Genomic DNA, 21,954 nt, shown 5'->3' on the forward strand with positions numbered 1-21,954 from the left:
AATTCCCTTATTCTGGCGCTGAGTTGGCATTGAGTTGGTACTGAGTTGATGACCACAGACTGCTGCAGACCCTTATGGAGTTCGTCATGACCGGGCGGAACCGTTTCGTCGAGATCGACACCAGCAAGCCGCATCCCGCGCGGATGTACGACTGGTACCTCGGCGGCAAGGACAACTACCCGGTCGACGAGGCCATGGGGCAGCAGATGCTCGCCCTCGACCCGCGCGTCCCGGTGATGGCGCGGGTCAACCGCGCGTTCATGCACCGCACGACCCGCTGGCTCGCCAAGAACGGCGTACGCCAGTTCCTGGACGTCGGCACCGGCATCCCGACCGAGCCGAACCTGCACCAGATCGCCCAGGGGATCGCCCCCGACGCGCGCGTCGTCTACTGCGACAACGACCCGATCGTGCTGGCCCACGCGGCGGCCCTGCTGCGCGGCACGGACCAGGGTGCCACCGAGTACCTCCAGGCCGATGTGCGCGACCCGGGCGCCATCGTCGAAGGCGCCCGGAAGGTACTGGACTTCAGCCGCCCGGTGGCCCTTTCCCTCGTCGCGCTGCTGCACTTCGTCTCCGACGAGGACGGCGCGCACGAACTGGTCTCCCGGCTGCTGTCCGAACTCCCCTCCGGCAGCTACCTGGTGGTGACCCACGCGACCGCCGACTTCACTCCCGAGGAGTCGAAGGCGGCGACCGAGAAGCTCAAGGCGGCCGGCGTCACGCTGGCGCTGCGCTCCTGCGCGGAGTTCGCCCGGTTCTTCGACGGCCTCGAACTCGTCGAGCCCGGCGTCGAGGTGCCGCACCAGTGGCACCCCGAGCTGGGGGAGCCGGTACCCGGGCAGGACGAAGGGGTCATTCCCGGGTACGGGGCGGTGGGCCGCAAGCCGTAGCCCGGCCTGCGTGCTTCAAGGATTCCGGTACGGGAGGCGCCCCGCCGACCTGCCCTACGGGCCCGGCTGCAGCACCCCTACGAGCCCGGCGGCAGCACCGCGCACAGTGCCTCCAGCGCCGCTGCGTACGCGTGTTCCGAGGGCGTCGCGTATCCCACGACGATGCCGTCTCGGACCGGCATGTCCGGCTCCGCCACCTCCGGGTGCCGGAACTCGGCGAGGCCGTCCAGGGCGATGCCCTGCCAGGTGGCCGCCTTGACCGCGGACCGCTCGCTGCCCGGCGGCAGCCGTAGCACCGCATGGAGCCCGGCGGCGACACCGGTGACCTCGATGTGCGGCGCCTGTGCGGCGAGGGCCGCGACGAGCCGGTCGCGGCGGCTCCGGTACCGCTGCCGCATACGCCGTACATGACGGTCGTACGCCCCGGAGACGAGGAAGTCGGCGAGGCTCAGCTGATCGAGGACGCTCGCCCACGCCTCGCGCTCGCCCTTGGCCGCGAGGACGTCGTCGACGTACCGCTCCGGCAGCACCATCCACCCGAGCCGCACCGCCGGCGACAGGCTCTTGCTGACCGAGCCGATGAAGATCACCCGCTCCGGATCGAGGCCCTGGACGGCGCCGACGGGCTTGCGGTCGTAGCGGAACTCGCCGTCGTAGTCGTCCTCCAGCAGGACGCCCTCGCGCGCGCGTGCCCAGTCGATCACGGCGGCCCGGCGCCCGGGGTGCAGTGGGCCCCCGGTCGGGAACTGGTGGGCGGGCGTGAGCAGCACGGCCCGCTCACGTGCCAGCCGGTCGACACGAGCACCGTCCTCGTCGAGGGGGAGCGGTACGGTCCGTACGCCTGCGGCGGCGAGCAGCTCCCGGTGGAAGCCCAGACCGTACGCCTCCACGGCCAGCGGACCGCGCAACACGCCGCCGCTCCCTTCCTGGGAGAACAGCAGGCGCAGGGCGTGCGCGAAGCCGGAGCAGATCACGATCCGGCCCGGCTCGGTGCGCACGCCCCGCGCGCGTGCCAGGTATTCGGTGAGTGCCTCCCGCAGTTCGATCCGTCCGGCGGGATCACCGGGCCCGAAGACCTCGTTCGGCGCCTGCTGGAGGGCCCGCCGATAGGAGGCCAGCCACGCCGCGCGCGGGAACGCCGACGCGTCGGGCGAGCCCTGCCGCAGGTCGTGCCGGGGCCCACGCGCGCGTGGCGGCGCCTTACGGGGCACCCGCTCGGCGCGCCGCAGGGGCTCGGCGCGCTCGGCCACCCGTGTCCCCGAGCCCTGCCGGGCGGTGAGCCAGCCCTCGGCCACCAGCTCCGCGTACGCGTCGGCCACGGTGTTGCGGGCGATCCCGAGATCCGCGGCGAGCGAGCGGTACGGCGGCAGCCGGGTACCGGGCGCGAGCCTCCCGTCGCGCACCGCCTCGCGCAGCGCACGGGTCAGTGCGGCCCGCCGCCCGCCGGGCCCGTACGTCTCGGGTGACCCGGACGACCCGGACGACTCCGAGAGGTCCAGGTGCAGGTCGGCGCCGATCCGCTCCGCTGAATTGACCCACGATCTCGCCATGGAAATGCACCCTACAGTGGGTCTTTCGGGCTTGTAACTTAGAGCACATGACGACGAACACGACCGCCACGCAGGGCACTTCCGCCATCCACTCCGCCATCGACATCTCCATCGACACCGGCATCGACTCCGCCATCGCCACGGCCGAGGCCGCGCGGACCCGCCTGGACCTCGCGAAGTCCGCTCCCAGGGTCTTCCGCGCCATCGTCGGCTTCGACGCCGCCGCCCGTGAGGGCCTGGACCCCGCACTGGTCGAGCTGATCCAGATCCGCGCCTCGCACCTCAACCACTGCGCCTACTGCCTCCACATGCACACCAACGACGCCCGCAAGGCCGGCGAGAACGAGGACCGGCTGCACCTGGTCGCCGTCTGGCGCGAGGCCCGTCACTTCTACACCGAGAAGGAACAGGCGGCTCTGGCCCTGACGGAGGCGGTGACCCTGGTGGCCGACGGCGGAGTCCCCGACGAGGTCTACGCCCGGGCCGCGGCACACTTCGACGATCAGGAACTGGCCCACGTGCTGGCCCTGATCCTCACGATCAACACATGGAACAGGGTGGCGTTGGCGACGGGGAAGGTGGCAGGGACGGACGAGCGGCGCTAGGGAGAGGGGGCCGGGGGAGGGGGACGCGGCGAGAGGGAGGCGGGGGAGGCGGGGGAGGGGTGGGAGGGGTGGACGCGGCAAGAGGGCCGCTGCTCGCACCGCCGACCGCCGACCGCTGACCGCCGGCCGCTCGCCGCGACCGCCGCCCCGTCAGACCCTCATGGGCCGGTCGTACGGCGAGATCGGCGCCGGCAGTCGCGAACTCCCCGTCAGATAACGGTCGACGGCCGCCGCCACCGCCCGCCCCTCTGCGATCGCCCACACGATGAGCGACTGCCCCCGGGCGGCATCCCCCGCGGCGAACACGCCGGACGCGTTCGTGGCGAACCCGGCATCGCGCGTCAGCGTGCCGCGAGGCGCCAGCTCCAGCCCCAGCTGCTCGATCAACCCGTCTCCCTGGTCGGGCCCGGAGAAGCCGAGGGCGAGCAGCACCAGGTCGGCAGGCAGCGTCCGCCCGGTCTCCGGCACCGGGCTGCGCTGCACGTCCACCTCGGTCAGGTGCAGCGACCGCACGTGCCCGTCGGAGTCGCCCGTGAAGCGGAGCGTGGACGCCGCGAACAGCCGCGCGTCCGCGTCCGCCGCGGGTGCCGTCTCCAGCTCGCGCGCCTCCTCGTGCGCGGCCGAGAGACGGTAGATCTTCGGGTACGTCGGCCAGGGCTCGGCGTCCTCGTCCCGCTCGGCGCCGGGCTGGGCGTAGATGTCCAGCTGGGTGACGGACGCGGCACCGTCCCGCACGGCGGTGCCCAGACAGTCGGCCCCCGTGTCCCCACCGCCGACGATGACGACATGCTTCCCGGCCGCGGACATGGGGGACGCCTCCAGGTCCCCCTCGCACACCCGGTTGGCCAGCGGCAGATACTCCATCGCCTGCTGGATGCCGCTCAACTCCCGCCCTGGTACCGGGAGTTCACGCCACGCCGTGGCACCGGTGGCGATGACGACCGCGTCGTACCGTGACCGCAGTTCGGCCGCACCGATGTCCTGCCCGACCGCCGTCGACGTACGGAACTTGGTCCCCTCGGCCCGCATCTGCTCGATCCGCCGCTCCAGATGGTGCTTCTCCATCTTGAAACTGGGGATGCCGTACCGCATCAACCCGCCGATCCGGTCGTCTTTCTCGTACACCGCGACCGTGTGCCCGGCACGCGTCAGCTGCTGCGCCGCGGCGAGCCCCGTGGGTCCCGACCCGATCACCGCGACCGTGCGCCCGGACAGCCGGTCGGGCGGGCGCGGCTGCGCGAAGCCGTCCTCCCACGCCCGATCGGCGATGGCGCACTCGACGTTCTTGATGGTGACGGCCGGCTGATTGATCGCCAGCACACACCCCGCCTCACACGGCGCCGGACACAACCGTCCCGTGAACTCGGGAAAGTTGTTCGTCGCGTGCAGCCGGTCGGCGGCCGCCCGCCAGTCCTCCCGGGACACCAGGTCGTTCCAGTCGGGGATCAGATTGCCCAGCGGACAGGCGTCGTGACAGAAGGGGATGCCGCAGTCCATACAACGGTCCGCCTGCTTGCTGATGATGGGCAGCAGCGCCCCGGGGACGTAGACCTCGTCCCAGTCCTGGACCCGCTCCTCCACGGGCCGGCGTGGCCAGTCCTGGCGGGGGGTGGTCATGAAACCCTTGGGATCGGCCATGGCCGTCTTCCTCGCGTGCGCGTGCGACGTCCTGGAGCCGTGCGCCATCGGGCGGCACTCTCCCGGCAACGATACGTCCCACCGGCCACCCGCGCAGAGTGGCTGACAGCGCTTTCTCCCCGGCTCCCCGGTTGCTCCGCGGGCTGCTCCGCGGATTCCCGGGCCGGCGCAGGCGGTCAGCTGATGGCCAGAACGAACGACACCGTCGAGGCGGCCGAGGCGACCGTCCGGACGTGGTTCCATGCCGTCCACTCGCGCACGTAAGTCGGCCAGTAGGCGGCCGCCTCCGCGGTGCCCGCGTCGAGCTTGACCAGCGCTTCGTTGCGGGGCACGTTCGCCACCATCGTCACGCCGAACGTGCCGAACAGATACAGCCCGCTGCCCAGCAACAGCTCCACCGTGCCCTCGTCCGGCCAGAGCACGAACGTCACCACCGCGATCACGGCGCACAGCACCGCCGACCCGATGAACACCAGCATGAACGCCGGCATCAGCGCGGTCACGTTGATCGCCTTCATCGCGGCGACGCCCTGCGCGGGCGGCAGCGCGGCGAGCCCGCGCATCACGAACGTCGAGAAGGCGCAGAACACCCCGGCCACCAGGCCGGTCCCGACCACACCGATCACAACCAGTACGAAGTACGGCCCATCGATCATGTCAACGTCAACTCCCGCATCCCGCCGAGATCCTTCCCGGCCTCATCCGTCACCTCAAGTGAAATCCTGTACGAGAACCGTGACCATGGCCGAGCGGCGCGAACCCATACGTGAGCGTCCATGGCCGTGACCCGGACGAGCCACGGGCGCCGCCCGGACCAGCCAGTGGGCGCCGCTGGGACCATCCACGGGCGCTGCTCGGACCAGCCATGGGCGCTGCTCGGTCGAGGCAGAGCAATGTCAGCCGACCTCCGACACCTCCACCCGCCAAGCCCGCAACGTCGTCTCCACCGCCGCCGCGATCCGCCGCCGCGCCTCGTGCCGCGGCACCCCGCTCATCAGCAGCTGGTCGTACGGCGTGTCCAGGTGCCGCACGGATGCCCCGACCGCCCATGTCACGGCCCCCTCGGACAACGCCCGGCCCGCCGCACTCCGCCCCACCCGTCCACTGCCCCGCGCCGACGCATGCGCGGCAATGTCCCGCGCCCGGTCCGCCGGGCACCCCGGGAACAGCCGCCGTATCTCCGCCGCGAACGCCTCCGCGAACCGCACGTCCTCCCGCGCCCGCCGCTGGGCGTCCCGCGCCCGGCGCCGCCGCCGGGCCTCCGCGTCCGCCAGGCACCGCTGCTCCGCCCGGGCGAGCCCCGCCTCCTGCACGAGGACGCCCTGCCGCTCGTAGCGGCCCTTGCGCCGGTTGAACCGTACGACCACCGCCGACAGCGCACTCTCCTCCCGCGACCGGCGCGTCAACGCCGTGTCGCCACGCGGCAGGAACACCAGATGCCCGAGGTCGGCGCAGTCGAGACACCGCGGCGAACCGTCCTCCAGCACGAGCATCTGCAACGGTCCCGCATGGCACTCCGCACAGCGCCGCCGCTTGAGGGGCTGGATGACAAGAAGGCCGGTACGGGGAGCGGGCGTTGCGAGAGGTGCCATACGGGTTTCATTCCCCTGGGAGCCGGTCCGCGGAACTATCCGGGGAACAGCCCGGCAGGCCCACGGAAGGTCCCTGATCAGGCCTGCCGTCCCCCGGGAGGCTGTCGCACCACGTCCGCCTCCCGACCCCGGGTCGAAACCCCGTGCCGCCGAAGCGCGGCGCCCGCGAACGTCACCTCCTGTCGCATCATGGGCCTTGTGCGACTTGAAGCGATCACCTGGGAACGGCTCGGCGACCTGCTGGCCGAGCGGCTGCTCGACCTGAAGCCGGCCGACGGCAGCGCCTGGCCGCGCATCGCCTTCGACGGGGCCCCGGCAGCCCACCCGGGAGACCTCGCCGAGCGGGTCGGGGAGGCACTGCGCATACGTGGCCGCCCCTCGCTCACCGTCGGTACGCAGGGGTTTCTGCGCCCGGCCTCGGTCCGCCTGGAGTACGGCCACCGGGACGTGGAGGCCTACTACGACGGCTGGTTCGACACCGGCGCCCTGTGGCGCGAGGTCTTCGGCCCCCTCGAACCCGGCGGCGACGGCCGCGTCCTGCCCGACCTGTGGGACCCGGCCACCGACCGGGCCACCCGCAGCCCCTACGTCCAACTCCCGCCCGGCGGCTTCCTGTTGCTGCACGGTCCCCTCCTGCTGCGCCACTGGTTCCCCTTCGATCTGACCACCCATGTCCTGCTCTCACCCGGCGCCCTGCGCCGCCGCACCCTTGAGGCCGAGCACTGGACCCTCCCCGCCTTCGAGCGCTACGACCACGAGACCGACCCGGCCGGCACAGCCGATGTCCTGGTCCGGGCCGACGACCCACGGCATCCGGCGTGGGGCGGGTGAGAGGAGCGGGGGAGTGGGCGGTCCCACTTTCCCCAAACCCCTTTTGCATGCACGTGCATTTAATTACTCTGAAGCCATGACGTCCTCCACGAGTGATCCGATCTCCTTCGACGACTCCGTCCGCTCCCTGCTCGACGGCAAGAACTTCGCCGGTGTGGCAACCCTCGGTCCCGACGGCGCCCCGCAGAACTCGGTGGTCTGGATCAAGCGCGAGGGCGACACCGTGGTCTTCTCCTCCGTCGAGGCCCGCCAGAAGGTCCGCAACCTCCGCCGCGACCCCCGCATCAGCGTCTCGGTCTATGACCTCGCCAACCCCTACTCCTCCGTCGAGATCCGTGGCATCGCCGAGATCGTCCCGGACGAGGCCAAGCGGTTGCCGTTCGAGCTCTCACACAAGTACCTCGGCATCGACCCGCCCGCTGAGAAGGACGACGAGGTCCGAGTGATCATCCGTGTCGTCCCACGGAAGATCGTGCGCTTCTCGGCCTGATGGGCGCCCACGGCCATCGCCCTGGCTGGTGGCCGCAGCCGGTGGCCGTGAACGCTCCGCTCCGGGTGCGTCGGCCAGGTGACACGGCGAGAATGAAGGGCGCCGGGACTAGCGGTGCGTCCCGCGCCGCGCCGGCCGTCCGGCACCGGGAGGTACTTCATGACCACTGCCGGAGACATCATGCACCGTGGCGCCCAGTGGATCCCGGCTCACGAGACCCTGGACCGCGCCGCCCAGCTGATGCGCGAGCTGGGCGTCGGTGCGCTTCCCATCAGTGACGAGAACGAAAGGCTCTGCGGCATCCTCACCGACCGCGACATCGTCATCGGCTGCGTCGCCATGGGCCGCGACCCGAGCAAGGTCACCGCCGGCGACATGGCCCAGGGCACCCCGCGCTGGATCGAGTCGAACGCCGACATCAGCGACGTGCTCCGGGAGATGCAGGACCACCAGATCCGTCGGCTCCCCGTCATCGAGAACAAGCGCCTGGTCGGCATGATCAGCGAGGCCGATCTGGTCCTGAACCTGCGTCAGGGCGACGTCGCCCACTGGGCCGAGAGCGTCTACGCCAGGACCGGCACGTCGACGACGCACTGACCCGGCGAGCACCCGACCGCATTCCGTCTGCCGTCCTCGTCCGGCCCACCCCGGCGGGCGGGGACGCACCGGAACCGGCCGGTCGGCCGCGTCAGAGCCAACCGTTGCGCCGGAATCCGCGGTACAGCACCAGACACGCGACGGATATCACGCCCAGGACCAGCGGATAGCCGAACGTCCAGCGCAGTTCGGGCATGTGCTCGAAGTTCATCCCGTACACCCCGCACACCATCGTCGGCACGGCGATGATCGCGGCCCAGGCCGTGATCTTCCGCATGTCCTCGTTCTGCGAGACCGTGACCTGTGCCAGGTGCGCCTGCAGGATCGAGTTGAGCAGCTCGTCGAAGGCGGCTATCTGCTCCTTCGCCCGCAGCAGATGGTCGGAGACGTCACGGAAGTAGGCCTGTATCTCCGGCTCCACCGCCCTGATGGACAGTGAGGCCAGGTCCTCGAGCGGGCGGCTCAGTGGAACCACGGCCCGCTTCAGCTCCAGCAGTTCCCGCTTGAGCTGGTAGATCCGGCCCGGGTCGGCCCGCGCACCGTTCGCCGCGAACACCTCCGTCTCGACCTCGTCGATGTCCTCCTGTACCGAGTCGATGACGCTCAGATAGTCGTCGACGACGTGGTCCGCGATCGCGTGCAGCACCGCCGCCGGTCCCTTGGAGAGCTGCTCGGGGCTCGACTCCAGCTCCTCGCGCAACGGGCCCAGTGAGCCATGCCGCCCGTGCCGCACCGTGATCACGAAGTCCTGGCCGACGAACACCATGATCTCGCCGGTGTTGACGACCTCGCTCGTCGCCGTGAGCTCCTCGTGCTCGATGTAACAGACCGTCTTGAGCACCGCGAACAGCGTCTCGTCGTAGCGCTCCAGCTTCGGCCGCTGATGTGCCTCGATCGCGTCCTCGACCGCCAGCGGATGCAGGGCGAACAGCTCGGCGATGCCCGCGAACTCCTGGTCCGTCGGCTCATGGAGACCGAGCCAGACGAACCCGCCACCACGCTTGCGTACCTTCTGCACGACGTCGACCAGATCGCCGCTCTCCGTGACCCGCACACCGTCCCGGTACGTCACGCAGTTGACCACCGAGGAGCCCAGCGGGGACCGGGCGGGGTGGCTGAGGTCGACGCGGGGGCGCCGTCGAGCCAGCCGTGCCACCTTACGGAGGCCGCCGACCCTGCCGAGGCCCGTGACCTTCCGCAGATTCCCTGCCATGGACATCTGGATCTCCTTGCGTGGATCTCCTCGTTGACGCGCGGCTCACCTCCGGGGCATCCCAGCCCCTTCGGCTCGCTCGCGCTGCGCTGCATCTTTGCGCCCTGGCTCGCCAGTTTGCCAGGTGGGCGTGAGAGGCGGGTAAGCCTGTGGGAACAGATAGTTCCGCTTTGTTCCCGGCTGTGGATGAAGGGGCTGTACCAAATTCGGGGCAGTCCTGCCGAGCGTCGCCCCCTCCGGACAAGCCGGGCAACTGGGATGATCGCATCATGACGCGAACCGACGGGTATCTCCTCGACAACCGGCAGGCGGAGGCGGCCGAGCGCTTCGACGCATTCGCCACACTCTTCGACCCCACGACGTTCCGGCATTTCGAACGTTTCGGCATCGGACCCGGCTGGCGCTGCTGGGAGGTGGGCGCCGGCGGCATCTCGGTGGCGTCCTGGCTGGCCAAGAAGGTCGGCCCGACCGGACGGGTCGTCGCGACCGACATCGACACCTCACTGCTCACCCGGGCCGCCCGCCCTCCGGTCGAGGTCCGCCTGCACGATGTGGGCGCGGACGAGCCGCCGGGGGAGGGCTTCGACCTGGTGCACGCCCGGCTCGTGCTCGTGCATGTGCCGGACCGCGAACGGGCGTTGCGATCGATGATCGAGGCACTGCGCCCCGGCGGCCGGCTCTTGATCGAGGACGCCGACCCCGCTCTGCAGCCCCTGCTCTGCCCCGACGAGTACGGCCCCGACCAGCAGCTCGCGAACCGCCTCCGGCAGGGCTTCCGCAAGCTGCTCGCCGACCGCGGCGCCGACCTGTCCTACGGCCGCAGGCTCCCGCGTCTGCTCCGTGAGGCGGGTCTGCGCAGGGTGGAGGCCGACGCGTACTTCCCGATCACCTCGCCCGCCTGCGCCGCCCTGGAGTCCGCCACCGTCCGTCAGATCCGCGACCAGCTCGTCGCCGAGGGCATCGCCACCGACCAGGACATCGACCGCCACCTCGCCAACGTCGCCGCCAGAGGCATGGACCTGGCCACCGCCCCGATGATCTCGGCGTGGGGGCGCAAGGCGCCGGAGGAGAGCGGAGCTGACATCGCCGCAGAGGTCGGGGAGCCGGCGTCGCTTCAGTCGCCGGGAGCTGACGCCGCTCAGTCGCCGGGAGCTGACGCCGCTTCAGTCACCGAGGAACTGATGTCGCTTCAGTCGCCGAGGAACTGATGTCGCTTCAGTCGCCGGAGAACTGACGCCGCTTCCGTCACCAGGGCGCTGACACCGCTTCAGCCGACCTCGCCTGCCTTCATTCCGGCCCTTACTCCGGCCCTTCACTCCGGCGCGGGCGGCCTTCCGCCCACCCGCTCCACCGCCAGTGCACCTGCCCGGCACCCCTCCCGCGCCGCGTCCTCGGGTCGGGCACCCGTGAGCAGGGCCGCGAGAAAGGCACCGGTGAAGGCGTCGCCGGCTCCCGTGGTGTCCCTCGGTGTCGTGGGCACGGCCGGGACGTGGGCGCTCACGGTGCCCGACCTGGCGACCATGGCGCCGTCCGCGCCCTGTTTGGCGACCACCAGCGGAACATGGCGACTCAGCTTGGCCGCCGCGTCCGCCGCATCGGGCAGCCCGGTGAGCAGACACGCCTCGTCACGGCTCGGCAGCAGGACCTCCAGGCCCTCCACCAGCGTCAGGAAACGGTCGACGCCCAGCTCCACGAGGAAGCCCGCCGACGCCGGGTCCAGGCTCACCGGTACTCCACGCGCGCGTGCGGACGCCAACGCCACCGCCACCAGCGCGCGGCTCGGCTCGGAGAACAGCAGGTAGCCCGAGAGGTGCAGCCATGCGACACCGTCGAGCAGGGCATCCGACCAGTCGCCGGGGTCGAGCCGCAGGGACGCCCCGCTGTCGGTGAGGAATGTCCGCTCGGCAGCCGCGCCCGTGTCGACCAGGCAGATCACCGTCCCGGTCGGTGCCTGTGGATCCACCACGAGACAGGGCTGTACTCCGCTCGCGGCCAGCGCCCGTGCGTGCCACGCGGCGGCGTCCGCTCCCACCCGCCCCAGCAGCCGCACTTCCGTAGCGCCCCAGTACGCCGCCCAGCAGGCCACATTGGCCCCGGCGCCGCCCGGCACCGTCCGGACGGCCGCCGCGGTGTCCGTACCCGAGGCGAGCGGTCCCCGGTGCCGGGCGATGACGTCCGTGACGACGTCGCCGACGACGAGCAGTGCGCCGTCGCGCCCGTAGGCCGGGCCGGTCTCCCTCTCCGGCTCGCTCACGTCCCGGCCCAGGCCGCGGCGATGCGCCCCGCCAGCCGTACGTTGCCGCGCACCGCCGCGAGGTTGGCGCTCAGTGAGGCGCCGTCCGTGTGCCGCACCAAGTAGTCCAGCAGGAACGGCGTGACCGCCTGACCCGTGATGCCTTGCTCCTCGCACGCGTGCAGCGCGTCGGCGAGCACACGCGCGTGCAGCTCGGGATCCAGCTGCTCCTCCTCCGGCACCGGGTTGGCGACGATCAGCGCCGACTCCGGCCCGTCGAGGGCGTCCTGAGCGCGCATCACCTCGGCCACCTCCTGCGGTGACCCAAGCGTCCAGTCCACCGGATGCCCCGAGTCGGACAGGTAGAAGCCGGGGAAGCGCTCCGTGCGGTAGCCGGCGACCGCGACGCCGAGCGTCTCCAGCCGCTGCAGGGTCGCCGGGACATCCAGGATCGACTTCACGCCGGCGCACACCACCGTGATCCGCGCCCGCGCCAGCAGCCCCAGGTCGGCCGACTCGTCCTGCGTCACCGTCCACTCCCGGTGCACACCGCCGAGCCCGCCCGTCGCGAACACGCGTACGCCCGACAGCGCAGCCAGCAGAGCCGTCGCCGACACCGTGGTCGCCCCGCTCGCCCCGGAGGCCACCGCGAGCGGCAGATCCCGGTGGCCCAGCTTGCGGATCCCGTCCTCGTTCGCGATCCGCTCCAGCTGCTCCTTGTCCAGGCCGACGTGGGGCCGTCCGTCCAGCACGGCGATCGTCGCGGGAACGGCTCCCTCCTGGCGTACGACGTCCTCCAGCTCCAGCGCCACCTGCAGATTGCGCGGGCGTGGCAGCCCGTGCGCGATGATCGTGGACTCCAGGGCAACCACGGGTCGACGCGCGTCGACCGCGTCCCGTACCTCTTCCGACACCACCAGCACCACGCCTGCCTCCTGTCCGTCGGTCTTCCCTCATCTCTGGCGGGCGGCGCACCGGGTCAAACCCTTGCGGCATGTGTGAGACACCACCAGCCTGGAATGTATGACCGACAACACGACACGCCTCGACCACGTGGTCCTCTGGGTGAGCGACCCGGCCGCGTCGGCCGCGTTCTACGAGAAGACGCTCGGCATGCTGCCCGTCAGGCTCACGGATTTCATCGCGGGCGAGGCGCCGTTTCCCTCGGTGCGCGTCAACGACGAGACCATTCTCGACCTCATGCCGATGACCATGGCGGAGCGCATGAAGATGCTCCCCGACGCGGCCCGCAGCGCGGGACACCCGGTCAATCACGTCTGCCTGTCACTGCCGGAGGCCGACTTCCACGGGCTGCGCAGCCACCTGGAGGAGCAGGACGTGCCCGTCTCGGAGTACTCGTACGACTCCTTCGGCGCCCGCGGCAAGGCCAAGCGCAGCTTCTACTTCCGTGACCCCGACGGCAACATCTTCGAGGCCCGGCACTACGAGTAGGGCGCCGGCAGGGCACCGAGCAGGGGGCCACGCGCGGGTGGCCCCCGTTTCTCGGGACGTCGGTGCCGGAAAACGTCGGAGCCGGGGACGTCAGACCGCCCGTACGCCGTCCAGCGTCCCATGCGGATTCAGCACGTACTTGCGGCTGGCGCCCTGGTCGAACTCGGCGTAGCCCTGTGGTGCGTCCTCGATCCCGATCACGGTCGCGTTGACCGCCTTGGCGATGTGCACCCGGTCGTGCAGGATCGTCATCATCAGGCCCCGGTGGTACTGCATGACCGGGCACTGTCCGGTCGTGAAGCGGTGGCTCCTGGCCCAGCCGAGGCCCAGCCGCACCTTCAGCGTCCCGGACTTGGCGTCCTGGTCGACCCCTCCGGGGTCGTCCGTGACATACAGGCCGGGGATGCCGAGGGCACCGCCCGCGCGTGTGACGCCCATCAGCGAGTTGAGGACCGTCGCGGGCGCCTCCTGGGCGTTCGGGCCGTGGGCCCGCGCTTCGAAGCCGACCGCGTCGACCGCGGCGTCCACCTCGGGCTCCCCGAGGATCTGCGCGATCTGCTCCTCCACACTGCCCTGCGAGACGTCGACGGTCTCGCAGCCGAAGCTGCGCGCCTGGGCGAGGCGTTCGGCGTTCAGGTCGCCGACGATGACGACGGCGGCGCCCAGCAGATGCGCCGAAGCGGCCGCCGCGAGCCCGACCGGGCCCGCCCCGGCGACGTACACCGTCGAGCCGACCCCCGCACCCGAGCTGACCACGCCGTGGAAGCCGGTCGGGAAGATGTCCGACAGCATCGTCAGATCGAGCAGCTTCGCCCGCGCCTGGTCCCGGTCGGGGAACTTCAGCAGGTTGAAGTCCGCGTAGGGGACCATGGCGAACTCGGCCTGTCCGCCGACCCAGCCGCCCATGTCGACATAGCCGTACGCGGCCCCGGGCCTGGCCGGGTTCACGTTCAGGCAGATGCCGGTCTTGCGCTCCTTGCAGTTACGGCACCGCCCGCAGGCGATGTTGAACGGTACGGAGACGATGTCGCCGACGTCGATGGTCTCGACGTCCGGACCCCGTTCGACGACCTCTCCGGTGATCTCGTGTCCGAGTACCAGCCCCTCCGGCGCGGTCGTCCGCCCGCGCACCATGTGCTGGTCACTTCCGCAGATGTTGGTCGCGAGGACCTTGAGGATCACCCCGTGCCGGCACTTGCGGCCGACGTTGTCGGGGGCGACTCCGGTCCGTCCTGGAGCTCGAGCGTGGGGTAGTCGATGGTCCTGACCTCCACCGTGCCCGGCTTGAGATACGCCACTGCCCTGTTTCCGCTCATGCGTGATCGCTGTCCCTTCGGCCCGGGTCTTCCGGATGCCAGCGGCTGTGCGCATGGCCGAGTCTGCTCCTGCAGATGGGCTCCGGCCAGTCCTCGCGGCTACCGGAAGCACCCGGTCTGCTCGGGCCCCGCGAGAGCCGAGGCGGGCAGGCCTTTCGGACGGGTTGACGGGCTGATGGGCTGATGGGGCGGCGGTGCCTGGACGGGCAGAGGTTGTGGACCGGGTGGCCTGGACGAACTGAGGTTGTGGATCGGGCGGCCTGGACGGGTAGAGCTCGCGGACCGGGCGGCCTGGACTGGCTGAGGTTGTGGGCTGGGCGGCCTGGACTGGTAGAGCTTGCGGACTGGGGGACTGGAATGGGCGGCGCCGACGGGCTGGCCGTGCGCTGCCTGCGTTTCCTGTGGCCCGAGCCAGCCGAGGTGTGTCCCTCGTGGCGGGCCGGGCGGCCGGGGGGCGTGGCGTCAGTCGCCGGCCAGAGCCTTCTCCGTCCGCCTTCCCCGGGTGAAAAGAGCCAGCCCCGCCAACGGCAGCAGCAGGCACGCGGCAGCGAAGTTCAGCCAGGCGTAGCTCGCCTGCGCGACCACCAGCCCGGCGGCAGCCCCGCCGATGCCCGCGGAGGCGTTCATGGCGAGGTCCGACAGTCCCTGCGCGGCGGCCCGGGCGGGCTGCGGCACGGAGTCCGTGAGCAGCGCGGAACCGGAGACGAGCGCCGCCGACCAGCCGAGCCCCAGCACGAAGAGCCCGAAGGCCGTCTGCCCATGACTGCCGCCCGCCGTACCGGCGACGAACACCGCGCACGCCAGCAGCCCCACGGCCAGCCCGATCCCGGACAGCCGCCCCAGCCGGTCCGACAGCCGCCCCATGAGCGGCGCGAACGCGTACATGCCGGCGATGTGCCCGCTGATGACCAGTCCGATCAGATCGATGCCCGCGCCGTGGTGCGCGAGGTCGACCGGGGTCATCGACATCACCGAGACCATCGCCGTGTGTGCGACGGCCACGGTCACCACCGCGAGCCGCGCCCGCGGCGAGGCGGCCACGGCTGCAACCCCGGCGCGCAGCGAACGGGCCGCGGGTGACTGCTCCTCGGCCGGCGCGAGCGCACGTGCCGTCAGCAGCGGGTCAGGCCGCAGCAGTACGGCCACCACGACCGCGGATATCAGGAAGATCCCCGCCGCCCACAGGAACGGACCCGCCGCGGCGGGTATCCCGAGTCCTGTGACGCTACGACCGGCGGGCGCGGCGATGTTCGGGCCGAGCACCGCGCCGATCGTGGTCGCCCACACGACGAGCGAGATGGCCCGGGCCCGATGTTCCGGCTCGGCCAGATCCGCGGCGGCGAACCGGGCCTGCAGATTCGCCGACGAGGCCGCGCCGAACGCCGCCATCCCGCACAGCAGCAGCGGAAAGCTCCCGATGCTTGCCGCGATCACCGTGACTCCTGCGCCCACGGCCCCGATGAGATAGGCGAGAACGAGCCCGGGCCGTCGCCCTCGCGCGGTCATCAGCGCGGCGAGCGGCATCGACAACAACGCCGTACCGGCGACGGTCGCGGTGGGCGCGAGCCCCGACAGCGACTCGGTGCCGCTGACCTCCTTGGCCAGGACCGCAGCGAGCGCGATACCGGTGGCGACGCCCAGGCCGCCCAGGATCTGCGTGGTGATCAGCACGCCCGAGATTCGGCGCCGCAGTGCAGGCAGCCGGTCGGGCGGGACGGGAACGACGACCTGCCGCTCCACGGCGGTCACGACGCGCACCCGGCTGTACGGCCCGTCCGGCGGGTCGGCAGGGGACAACACGACGAACAGGCCGCATACAGGTGGGTGCAAGGTGTCGTCACAGGCGCAGTCTCCCCCTCATCTCCTGCCCGCCCAACCCCGCGAGGGACCGAGGAGCCTTCACAGTGTGAAGAATGTGAAGCCCTCGGAAGATCATCAAGAGCTCAGAAGAGCGGCTCCGGCAGGACCCCCTCCAGGGCGAGCAGCTTCCGCTTGGTCTCCAGCCCGCCCCCGAACCCTCCGATGCCGCCGTCGCTCTCCACGACCCGGTGACAGGGCACGACCACCGGCAGGGGATTGGCGCCCATCGCCATCCCCACTGCCTGGGCCGCGCCCGGCTGCCCGACCCGCCCGGCCAGATCGCCGTAACCGACGACACTGCCGTATGGGACACCGGAGGCCAGCTCGTGCAGCACCTGCCGGTTGAATCCGGAGATCAGCGACCAGTCCAGCGGCAGCTCGAAGTCGCGCCGCGCACCCGCGAAGTACTCCTCCATCTGACGTATCGCCTCGGCCAGCAGCGGGGACTCGGGCGCCTCGACCGGCTCGGTGCCCAGCCGGGACGCCAGTCGGTCGAGCGTCTTCTCGCGCACCTTCTCCGTGGCGTGGAACACGACGCTGACCAGGCCGTCGCGGGTCGCGGCCAGCATCAGCGGACCGATGTCGGTACCGACTACGGCCCACACGACCTGCTGCTCGTACCGCCCATGGCTGTCCATGCGCCAACCGTACGACCCACCACTGACAACGCCCCGCGAACGGGCATCGGGCACCGCGGCCGGGTGACCTTCACTCCTCGGGCAGGGCGTCGCGCACCACGTCGGGGCTGTTGGTGATGATCCCGTCGACGCCGTACCCGGCGACCAGCCGGGCGGTGTCCGCGTCGTTCACGGTCCAGGTGAACACCCCCAGCGGCCTGCCGTGCGGCCCCTCGAACGCCTGGACGGAGTCGACATAACCCGTGGAGATGGAGGTGTACGAGGGGTTGATCTGGTCGGCGAAGGTCGCGTACCAGGACAGATCTGCGACGGGCGGCGTCCCCAGGAAACCGGTCTTCACAACCGGCTTCAGCTCATGGACGGTCCGCACGCTGTCGGCGCTGAAGCTCTGCACGATCAGCCGGCTCAGGTGGGGCGCGTCGAGCCAGCCCTCGTTGTCCAGGGCCTTGAGGGTCTGCTGCTCGATGCCCGGGTACAGGTCGGGGTTCTTGATCTCCAGGAGCAGCTTCTGGTGGTGCAGTTCCACCCGGTCCATGAACTGCTCCAGCGTCGGCACGCGCGCGCCCGCGTGTGCGGGTCCGAACCAGCTGCCCGCGTCCAGCCGTGCGATCTCGGCAGCGGTGAAGTCCTTCACCTTCCAGGGCGCCCGGTTGGGGAAGACCTGCTCCACATCGGTCGTGCGCTTCAGGTTGTCGTCGTGGAGGACGACCAGCGCCCCGTCCTTGGTGCGCTGCACGTCGTTCTCGACCCAGCTGATGCCCAGTTCGGCGGCCTTGTCGACAGCGGCCAGCGTGTTCTCTGGTGCGTAGGCGGAGGCCCCTCTGTGTGCGATGACCGTGGGCTGCTCGGCGCCGGCCCGGGCGTGGGGCGCGGGAAGCAGAAGCGCGGCGGTTCCCAGGACTGCGGTCGTCGTGGCGGCTACAACGCGCGCGTGCATGCGTACTCCTCGCGTCGAACGATCACGGACAGCACAACTGTGGCAGCAGAGGGTCAACGCTGGAGGAGTACAGAATGGCCACAGATTGAATGGAGTGGTCCGGGCCCGCTCACTCATGCCGCACAACTGGGGCAAGCCCGTGTTTCTTTGCCGGAAAATCGTTCGACCATTCCGGTGGGAGCTACTCTCTGCCTCAACCCTGAACCGCTCGGGCGGTCCTGGGAGGGGGCGCGTTTTTCACAGCATTCCGGGACGTACGAGGGCGGGAAGGGCAGCTGCGTATGCAGGGCACGATCGACGGATTCAGCTACGGACTCGTCACCCCGCTGGTGGCCTACCTCATGGCCTGCCTCGGCGGTGCGCTCGGCCTGCGCTGCACCACCAGATCGATGCTCGTCTCGCAGTCCTGGCGCCCGGGCTGGCTCGCCCTGGGCTCGGCGGCCATCGGCTCCGGCATATGGACCATGCACTTCGTCGCGATGATGGGGTTCACGGTCGAGGGGACACCGATCCACTACGACAAGCCGATGACGTTCGCGAGCCTCGCGGTCGCCATCGTCATGGTCGGCGTAGGGATCTTCATCGTCGGCTACAAAGGTGCCCGCGGAACTGCTCTGTTCACCGGCGGCACCATCACCGGCCTGGGCATCGCCTCGATGCATTACCTGGGCATGGCCGGCATGCGGCTCAACGGCAAGCTGGAATACAACACGCTGACCGTCGGCATCTCCGTCGCCATAGCGATGGTGGCTGCCACTGCCGCGCTGTGGGCCGCAGGGCAGGTCAGAGGCCTCATGTGGAGTGTGGGCGCCAGCCTCGTCATGGGCCTCGCCGTCAGCGGCATGCACTACACCGGCATGGCCGCCCTCAGTGTCCATCTGCACAGCACGGACGCGCCCGCGACCGGCGACTCACCCGCCGGCCTGCTCGCGCCGATGCTGGTCGGCCCGCTCGCTTTCCTCATCCTCGCCGGCGCCGTAGTCCTGTTCGACCCGCACATGGTCATGGGGAAACCGGCAGCGGTCCCCGCCGAGCACAAGCCGGGCGTCCCGGCCCACACGACCGTCCCGCACCAGGCCCGCCGCCCGCAGCTGCGCACCCGCCGCAACCAGGACCACCGAGGCTCCCGGACCCCGCAGAACCACTGATCGGACCGCGTTGTCAGTGGGGGGTCGTACGGTGGACTCCATGCGGCCCGTTTCCAGCATCGAACGCACGGTGGCGCCCTTCGAGGTCGTCAGCCCCTACCAGCCCAGCGGCGACCAGCCGCAGGCCATCGCCGATCTCGCCCGGCGCGTCGGAGCCGGCGAGAAGGACGTCGTCCTGCTCGGCGCGACCGGCACCGGCAAGTCCGCCACCACCGCGTGGATGATCGAGAAGCTCCAGCGCCCCACCTTGGTGATGGCGCCGAACAAGACGCTGGCCGCCCAGCTGGCGAACGAGTTCCGCGAGCTGCTGCCGAACAACGCCGTCGAGTACTTCGTCTCGTACTACGACTACTACCAGCCCGAGGCCTACGTCCCGCAGTCGGACACCTACATCGAGAAGGACTCCTCGATCAACGAGGAGGTCGAGCGCCTGCGCCACTCCGCGACGAACTCGCTGCTCACCCGCCGCGACGTCGTCGTGGTCGCCTCGGTCTCCTGCATCTACGGCCTCGGCACCCCGCAGGAGTACGTGGACCGCATGGTCCCCCTCAAGGTCGGCGACGAGGTCGACCGGGACCAGCTGCTGCGCCGTTTCGTGGACATCCAGTACACGCGCAACGACCTCGCCTTCAGCCGCGGCACGTTCCGCGTGCGCGGCGACACCATCGAGATCTTCCCGGTCTACGAGGAACTCGCCGTCCGTATCGAGATGTTCGGCGACGAGATCGAGGCACTGTCCACGCTCCACCCGCTCACCGGCGAGATCATCAGCGACGACGAGCAGCTGTACATCTTCCCGGCCACCCACTACGTCGCGGGCCCCGAGCGCTTGGAGCGGGCCGCCAACGACATCGAGAAGGAGCTCGGCGAGCGCCTGTCCGAGCTGGAGAACCAGGGCAAGCTCCTGGAGGCACAGCGCCTGCGGATGCGTACGACCTATGACCTCGAGATGCTCCGTCAGATCGGCAGCTGCTCCGGTGTCGAGAACTACTCGATGCACTTCGACGGCCGCTCGCCCGGCTCCCCGCCGAACACACTGCTGGACTACTTCCCGGACGACTTCCTGCTCGTCATCGACGAGTCGCACGTCACCGTGCCGCAGATCGGAGCCATGTACGAGGGTGACGCCTCCCGCAAGCGCACCCTCGTCGACCACGGCTTCCGCCTGCCCTCCGCCCTCGACAACCGCCCCCTGAAGTGGGAGGAGTTCCAGGAGCGCATCGGGCAGACGGTCTACCTGTCGGCGACCCCGGGCAAGTACGAACTCTCCCGCGGGGACGGTCACGTCGAGCAGATCATCCGCCCCACCGGCCTCATCGACCCTGAAGTCGTCGTCAAGCCCACCGAGGGGCAGATCGACGACCTGGTGCACGAGATCCGGGAGCGTGTCGAGAGGGACGAGCGCGTCCTGGTGACCACCCTGACCAAGAAGATGGCCGAGGACCTCACCGAGTACTTCCTGGAGCTCGGCATCCAGGTGCGCTATCTGCACAGCGACGTCGACACCCTGCGCCGCGTCGAGCTGCTGCGCGAGCTGCGCGCCGGCGAGTTCGACGTCCTCGTCGGCATCAACCTCCTCCGCGAAGGTCTCGACCTGCCCGAGGTGTCACTCGTGGCGATCCTCGACGCCGACAAGGAGGGCTTCCTGCGCTCCGGCACCTCCCTCATCCAGACCATCGGCCGCGCGGCGCGCAATGTCTCCGGCCAGGTTCACATGTACGCCGACAAGATCACCCCGGCGATGGAGAAGGCCATCGACGAGACCAACCGCCGCCGGGAGAAGCAGGTCGCGTACAACACGGAGAGGGGCATCGACCCCCAGCCGCTGCGCAAGAAGATCAACGACATCGTCGCGCAGATCGCCCGCGAGGACGTCGACACCGAGCAGTTGCTCGGCTCCGGCTACCGAGCCAAGAAGGACGGCCGGGGCACCAAGGCCCCGGTGCCCTCCCTCGGTGACAAGACCAAGGGCGCGAAGGCGAGCAAGTCCGCCAAGGGCAAGGCGAAGGAGACGGTGCCGACCGACCGCCCGGCGGCCGATCTCGCCGAGCAGATCGAGGAGTTGACGGAGCGTATGCGTGCCGCGGCCGCGGATCTGCAGTTCGAGATCGCGGCCCGGCTGCGCGACGAGGTGTCCGAGATGAAGAAGGAGTTGCGCCAGATGAAGGAGGCGGGCCTGGCCTGAGAGGCGCCGCCCGAACGGTCGTCGGCCGACCTCCGGTACTCGCTGTGTTGCAAGACCGACACAAAGTGGGGACCGGGGTACGTCACTGTCAGTGCCCCTGCGTAGGGTTCTCGTCATCCGCGGACTCCGCGGCCAACAGGGGACAGCTCGAGAGGGGAATCAGCACGTGACCGTCAACATGACCAAGGGTCAGGCCATCAGTCTGCAGAAGAACGACGGCGGCAGCCTGACCGCGGTGCGCATGGGTCTCGGCTGGCAGGCGGCTCCCCGGCGCGGCCTGTTCGGCTCGCGCACGCGGGAGGTCGACCTCGACGCCTCCGCCGTCCTGTTCGCGGACAAGCAGCCGGTCGACGTCGTCTTCTTCCGTCACCTGGTGAGCGACGACGGCTCGGTTCGCCACACCGGTGACAACCTCGTCGGCGGTGTCGGCCAGGGCGGCGACGACGAGGCGATCCTCGTCGACCTCGCGCGCATCCCGGTCCACATCGACCAGATCGTCTTCACCGTGAACTCCTTCACGGGCCAGACCTTCCAGGAGGTGCAGAACGCGTTCTGCCGCCTGGTCGACGAGACCAACGGCCAGGAGCTCGCCCGCTACACGCTGGCCGGCGGCGGCCAGTACACGGCGCAGATCATGGCGAAGGTGCACCGTTCGGGTCCGGGCTGGTCGATGACGGCCGTCGGCACCCCGGCCAACGGCCGTACCTTCCAGGACCTGATGCCGGCGATCCTGCCGCACCTGTAGACCCGCCCGGCGGGCGGCACACGACACGACA

Annotated in this window: 19 protein-coding genes and 2 pseudogenes; 10 read left to right on the forward strand and 11 right to left on the reverse strand. The window is 70.4% G+C overall.

Annotation, left to right across the window (positions count from 1 at the left end):
• Nucleotides 1-74 precede the first annotated feature (74 nt).
• Nucleotides 75-893 carry an SAM-dependent methyltransferase gene (locus OHO27_RS32215; protein WP_328428474.1) on the forward strand — a complete coding sequence of 273 codons (819 nt, stop codon included), beginning with the start codon at nt 75-77 and terminating at the stop codon, nt 891-893.
• Between the two features lie 77 nt (nt 894-970).
• Here the strand turns inward: OHO27_RS32215 and pdxR are convergent, their stop codons facing one another.
• Nucleotides 971-2,443: a MocR-like pyridoxine biosynthesis transcription factor PdxR gene (gene pdxR / locus OHO27_RS32220; protein ID WP_328428475.1), complete on the reverse strand. Its 1,473-nt coding sequence runs from the start codon at nt 2,441-2,443 to the stop codon at nt 971-973.
• Nucleotides 2,444-2,490: 47 nt separating this feature from the next.
• Between pdxR and OHO27_RS32225 the strand changes: the two genes are divergently transcribed.
• Nucleotides 2,491-3,048, forward strand: a complete 558-nt coding sequence (locus OHO27_RS32225) for a carboxymuconolactone decarboxylase family protein (RefSeq protein ID WP_328428476.1) — start codon at nt 2,491-2,493, stop codon at nt 3,046-3,048.
• Nucleotides 3,049-3,198: 150 nt separating this feature from the next.
• On the opposite strand, the gene OHO27_RS32230 is transcribed toward OHO27_RS32225, so the two are convergent.
• From OHO27_RS32230 to OHO27_RS32240, 3 genes are all read right to left on the reverse strand, one after another.
• Nucleotides 3,199-4,686, reverse strand: a complete 1,488-nt coding sequence (locus OHO27_RS32230) for a glutamate synthase subunit beta (RefSeq protein WP_328428477.1) — start codon at nt 4,684-4,686, stop codon at nt 3,199-3,201.
• A gap of 176 nt (nt 4,687-4,862) precedes the next feature.
• The gene (locus OHO27_RS32235) at nt 4,863-5,342 is read right to left on the reverse strand and encodes an anthrone oxygenase family protein (protein ID WP_328428478.1); all 480 of its coding nucleotides are present in this window, start codon (nt 5,340-5,342) and stop codon (nt 4,863-4,865) included.
• A 240-nt stretch (nt 5,343-5,582) separates the two neighbouring features.
• Nucleotides 5,583-6,278 (reverse strand): DUF2293 domain-containing protein, encoded by a 696-nt coding sequence (locus OHO27_RS32240; RefSeq protein ID WP_328428479.1) that lies wholly within the window; start codon nt 6,276-6,278, stop codon nt 5,583-5,585.
• Nucleotides 6,279-6,467: 189 nt separating this feature from the next.
• Between OHO27_RS32240 and OHO27_RS32245 the strand changes: the two genes are divergently transcribed.
• The 3 genes from OHO27_RS32245 to OHO27_RS32255 all read left to right on the forward strand — a co-directional run bounded on the left by OHO27_RS32245 (nt 6,468) and on the right by OHO27_RS32255 (nt 8,196).
• A complete protein-coding gene (locus OHO27_RS32245; protein ID WP_328428480.1) occupies nt 6,468-7,109 on the forward strand; it encodes a uridine kinase in 642 nt (213 codons plus the stop codon).
• A 76-nt stretch (nt 7,110-7,185) separates the two neighbouring features.
• A complete protein-coding gene (locus OHO27_RS32250; protein WP_328428481.1) occupies nt 7,186-7,599 on the forward strand; it encodes a PPOX class F420-dependent oxidoreductase in 414 nt (137 codons plus the stop codon).
• Between the two features lie 159 nt (nt 7,600-7,758).
• Nucleotides 7,759-8,196 carry a CBS domain-containing protein gene (locus OHO27_RS32255; RefSeq protein WP_328428482.1) on the forward strand — a complete coding sequence of 146 codons (438 nt, stop codon included), beginning with the start codon at nt 7,759-7,761 and terminating at the stop codon, nt 8,194-8,196.
• Nucleotides 8,197-8,287: 91 nt separating this feature from the next.
• On the opposite strand, the gene corA is transcribed toward OHO27_RS32255, so the two are convergent.
• Nucleotides 8,288-9,415 (reverse strand): magnesium/cobalt transporter CorA, encoded by a 1,128-nt coding sequence (gene corA / locus OHO27_RS32260; RefSeq protein WP_328428483.1) that lies wholly within the window; start codon nt 9,413-9,415, stop codon nt 8,288-8,290.
• Between the two features lie 263 nt (nt 9,416-9,678).
• Between corA and OHO27_RS32265 the strand changes: the two are divergent.
• Nucleotides 9,679-10,467, forward strand: a pseudogene (locus tag OHO27_RS32265) (methyltransferase); the annotation flags it as partial.
• A gap of 254 nt (nt 10,468-10,721) precedes the next feature.
• Here OHO27_RS32265 and OHO27_RS32270 read toward each other — a convergent pair.
• Entirely contained in the window at nt 10,722-11,663 is a 942-nt protein-coding gene (locus OHO27_RS32270) for a carbohydrate kinase family protein (RefSeq protein ID WP_328428484.1), read from the reverse strand.
• The gene (locus OHO27_RS32275) at nt 11,660-12,568 is read right to left on the reverse strand and encodes a pseudouridine-5'-phosphate glycosidase (RefSeq protein WP_328428485.1); all 909 of its coding nucleotides are present in this window, start codon (nt 12,566-12,568) and stop codon (nt 11,660-11,662) included. Before OHO27_RS32275 ends, OHO27_RS32270 begins: the two co-directional genes overlap by 4 nt.
• A 97-nt stretch (nt 12,569-12,665) precedes the next feature.
• Here OHO27_RS32275 and OHO27_RS32280 point away from each other — a divergent pair, with 97 nt between their 5' ends.
• Nucleotides 12,666-13,094, forward strand: coding sequence for a VOC family protein (locus OHO27_RS32280; protein WP_328428486.1), 429 nt, complete (start codon nt 12,666-12,668; stop codon nt 13,092-13,094).
• A 90-nt stretch (nt 13,095-13,184) separates the two neighbouring features.
• On the opposite strand, the pseudogene fdhA reads toward OHO27_RS32280, so the two are convergent.
• The 4 genes and pseudogenes from fdhA to OHO27_RS32305 form a co-directional block, all read right to left on the reverse strand.
• Nucleotides 13,185-14,410 (reverse strand): annotated as a pseudogene (gene fdhA, locus OHO27_RS32285) (formaldehyde dehydrogenase, glutathione-independent).
• Between the two features lie 462 nt (nt 14,411-14,872).
• Entirely contained in the window at nt 14,873-16,159 is a 1,287-nt protein-coding gene (locus OHO27_RS32295) for an MFS transporter (protein WP_328430619.1), read from the reverse strand.
• Between the two features lie 194 nt (nt 16,160-16,353).
• Complete coding sequence (locus OHO27_RS32300; RefSeq protein ID WP_328428489.1) at nt 16,354-16,908, reverse strand: methylated-DNA--[protein]-cysteine S-methyltransferase; 555 nt, start codon at nt 16,906-16,908, stop codon at nt 16,354-16,356.
• 70 nt (nt 16,909-16,978) lie between these two features.
• Entirely contained in the window at nt 16,979-17,845 is an 867-nt protein-coding gene (locus tag OHO27_RS32305) for a glycerophosphodiester phosphodiesterase (RefSeq protein ID WP_328428490.1), read from the reverse strand.
• A gap of 281 nt (nt 17,846-18,126) precedes the next feature.
• Here OHO27_RS32305 and OHO27_RS32310 point away from each other — a divergent pair, with 281 nt between their 5' ends.
• The 3 genes from OHO27_RS32310 to OHO27_RS32320 all read left to right on the forward strand — a co-directional run bounded on the left by OHO27_RS32310 (nt 18,127) and on the right by OHO27_RS32320 (nt 21,923).
• The gene (locus tag OHO27_RS32310; RefSeq protein ID WP_328428491.1) at nt 18,127-18,993 is read left to right on the forward strand and encodes an MHYT domain-containing protein; all 867 of its coding nucleotides are present in this window, start codon (nt 18,127-18,129) and stop codon (nt 18,991-18,993) included.
• A gap of 40 nt (nt 18,994-19,033) precedes the next feature.
• A complete protein-coding gene (gene uvrB / locus OHO27_RS32315) occupies nt 19,034-21,178 on the forward strand; it encodes an excinuclease ABC subunit UvrB (RefSeq protein ID WP_328428492.1) in 2,145 nt (714 codons plus the stop codon).
• A gap of 166 nt (nt 21,179-21,344) precedes the next feature.
• Nucleotides 21,345-21,923, forward strand: a complete 579-nt coding sequence (locus OHO27_RS32320; protein ID WP_328428493.1) for a TerD family protein — start codon at nt 21,345-21,347, stop codon at nt 21,921-21,923.
• Nucleotides 21,924-21,954 lie beyond the last annotated feature (31 nt).

The organism is Streptomyces sp. NBC_00443 (assembly GCF_036014175.1).
Classification (GTDB): domain Bacteria; phylum Actinomycetota; class Actinomycetes; order Streptomycetales; family Streptomycetaceae; genus Streptomyces.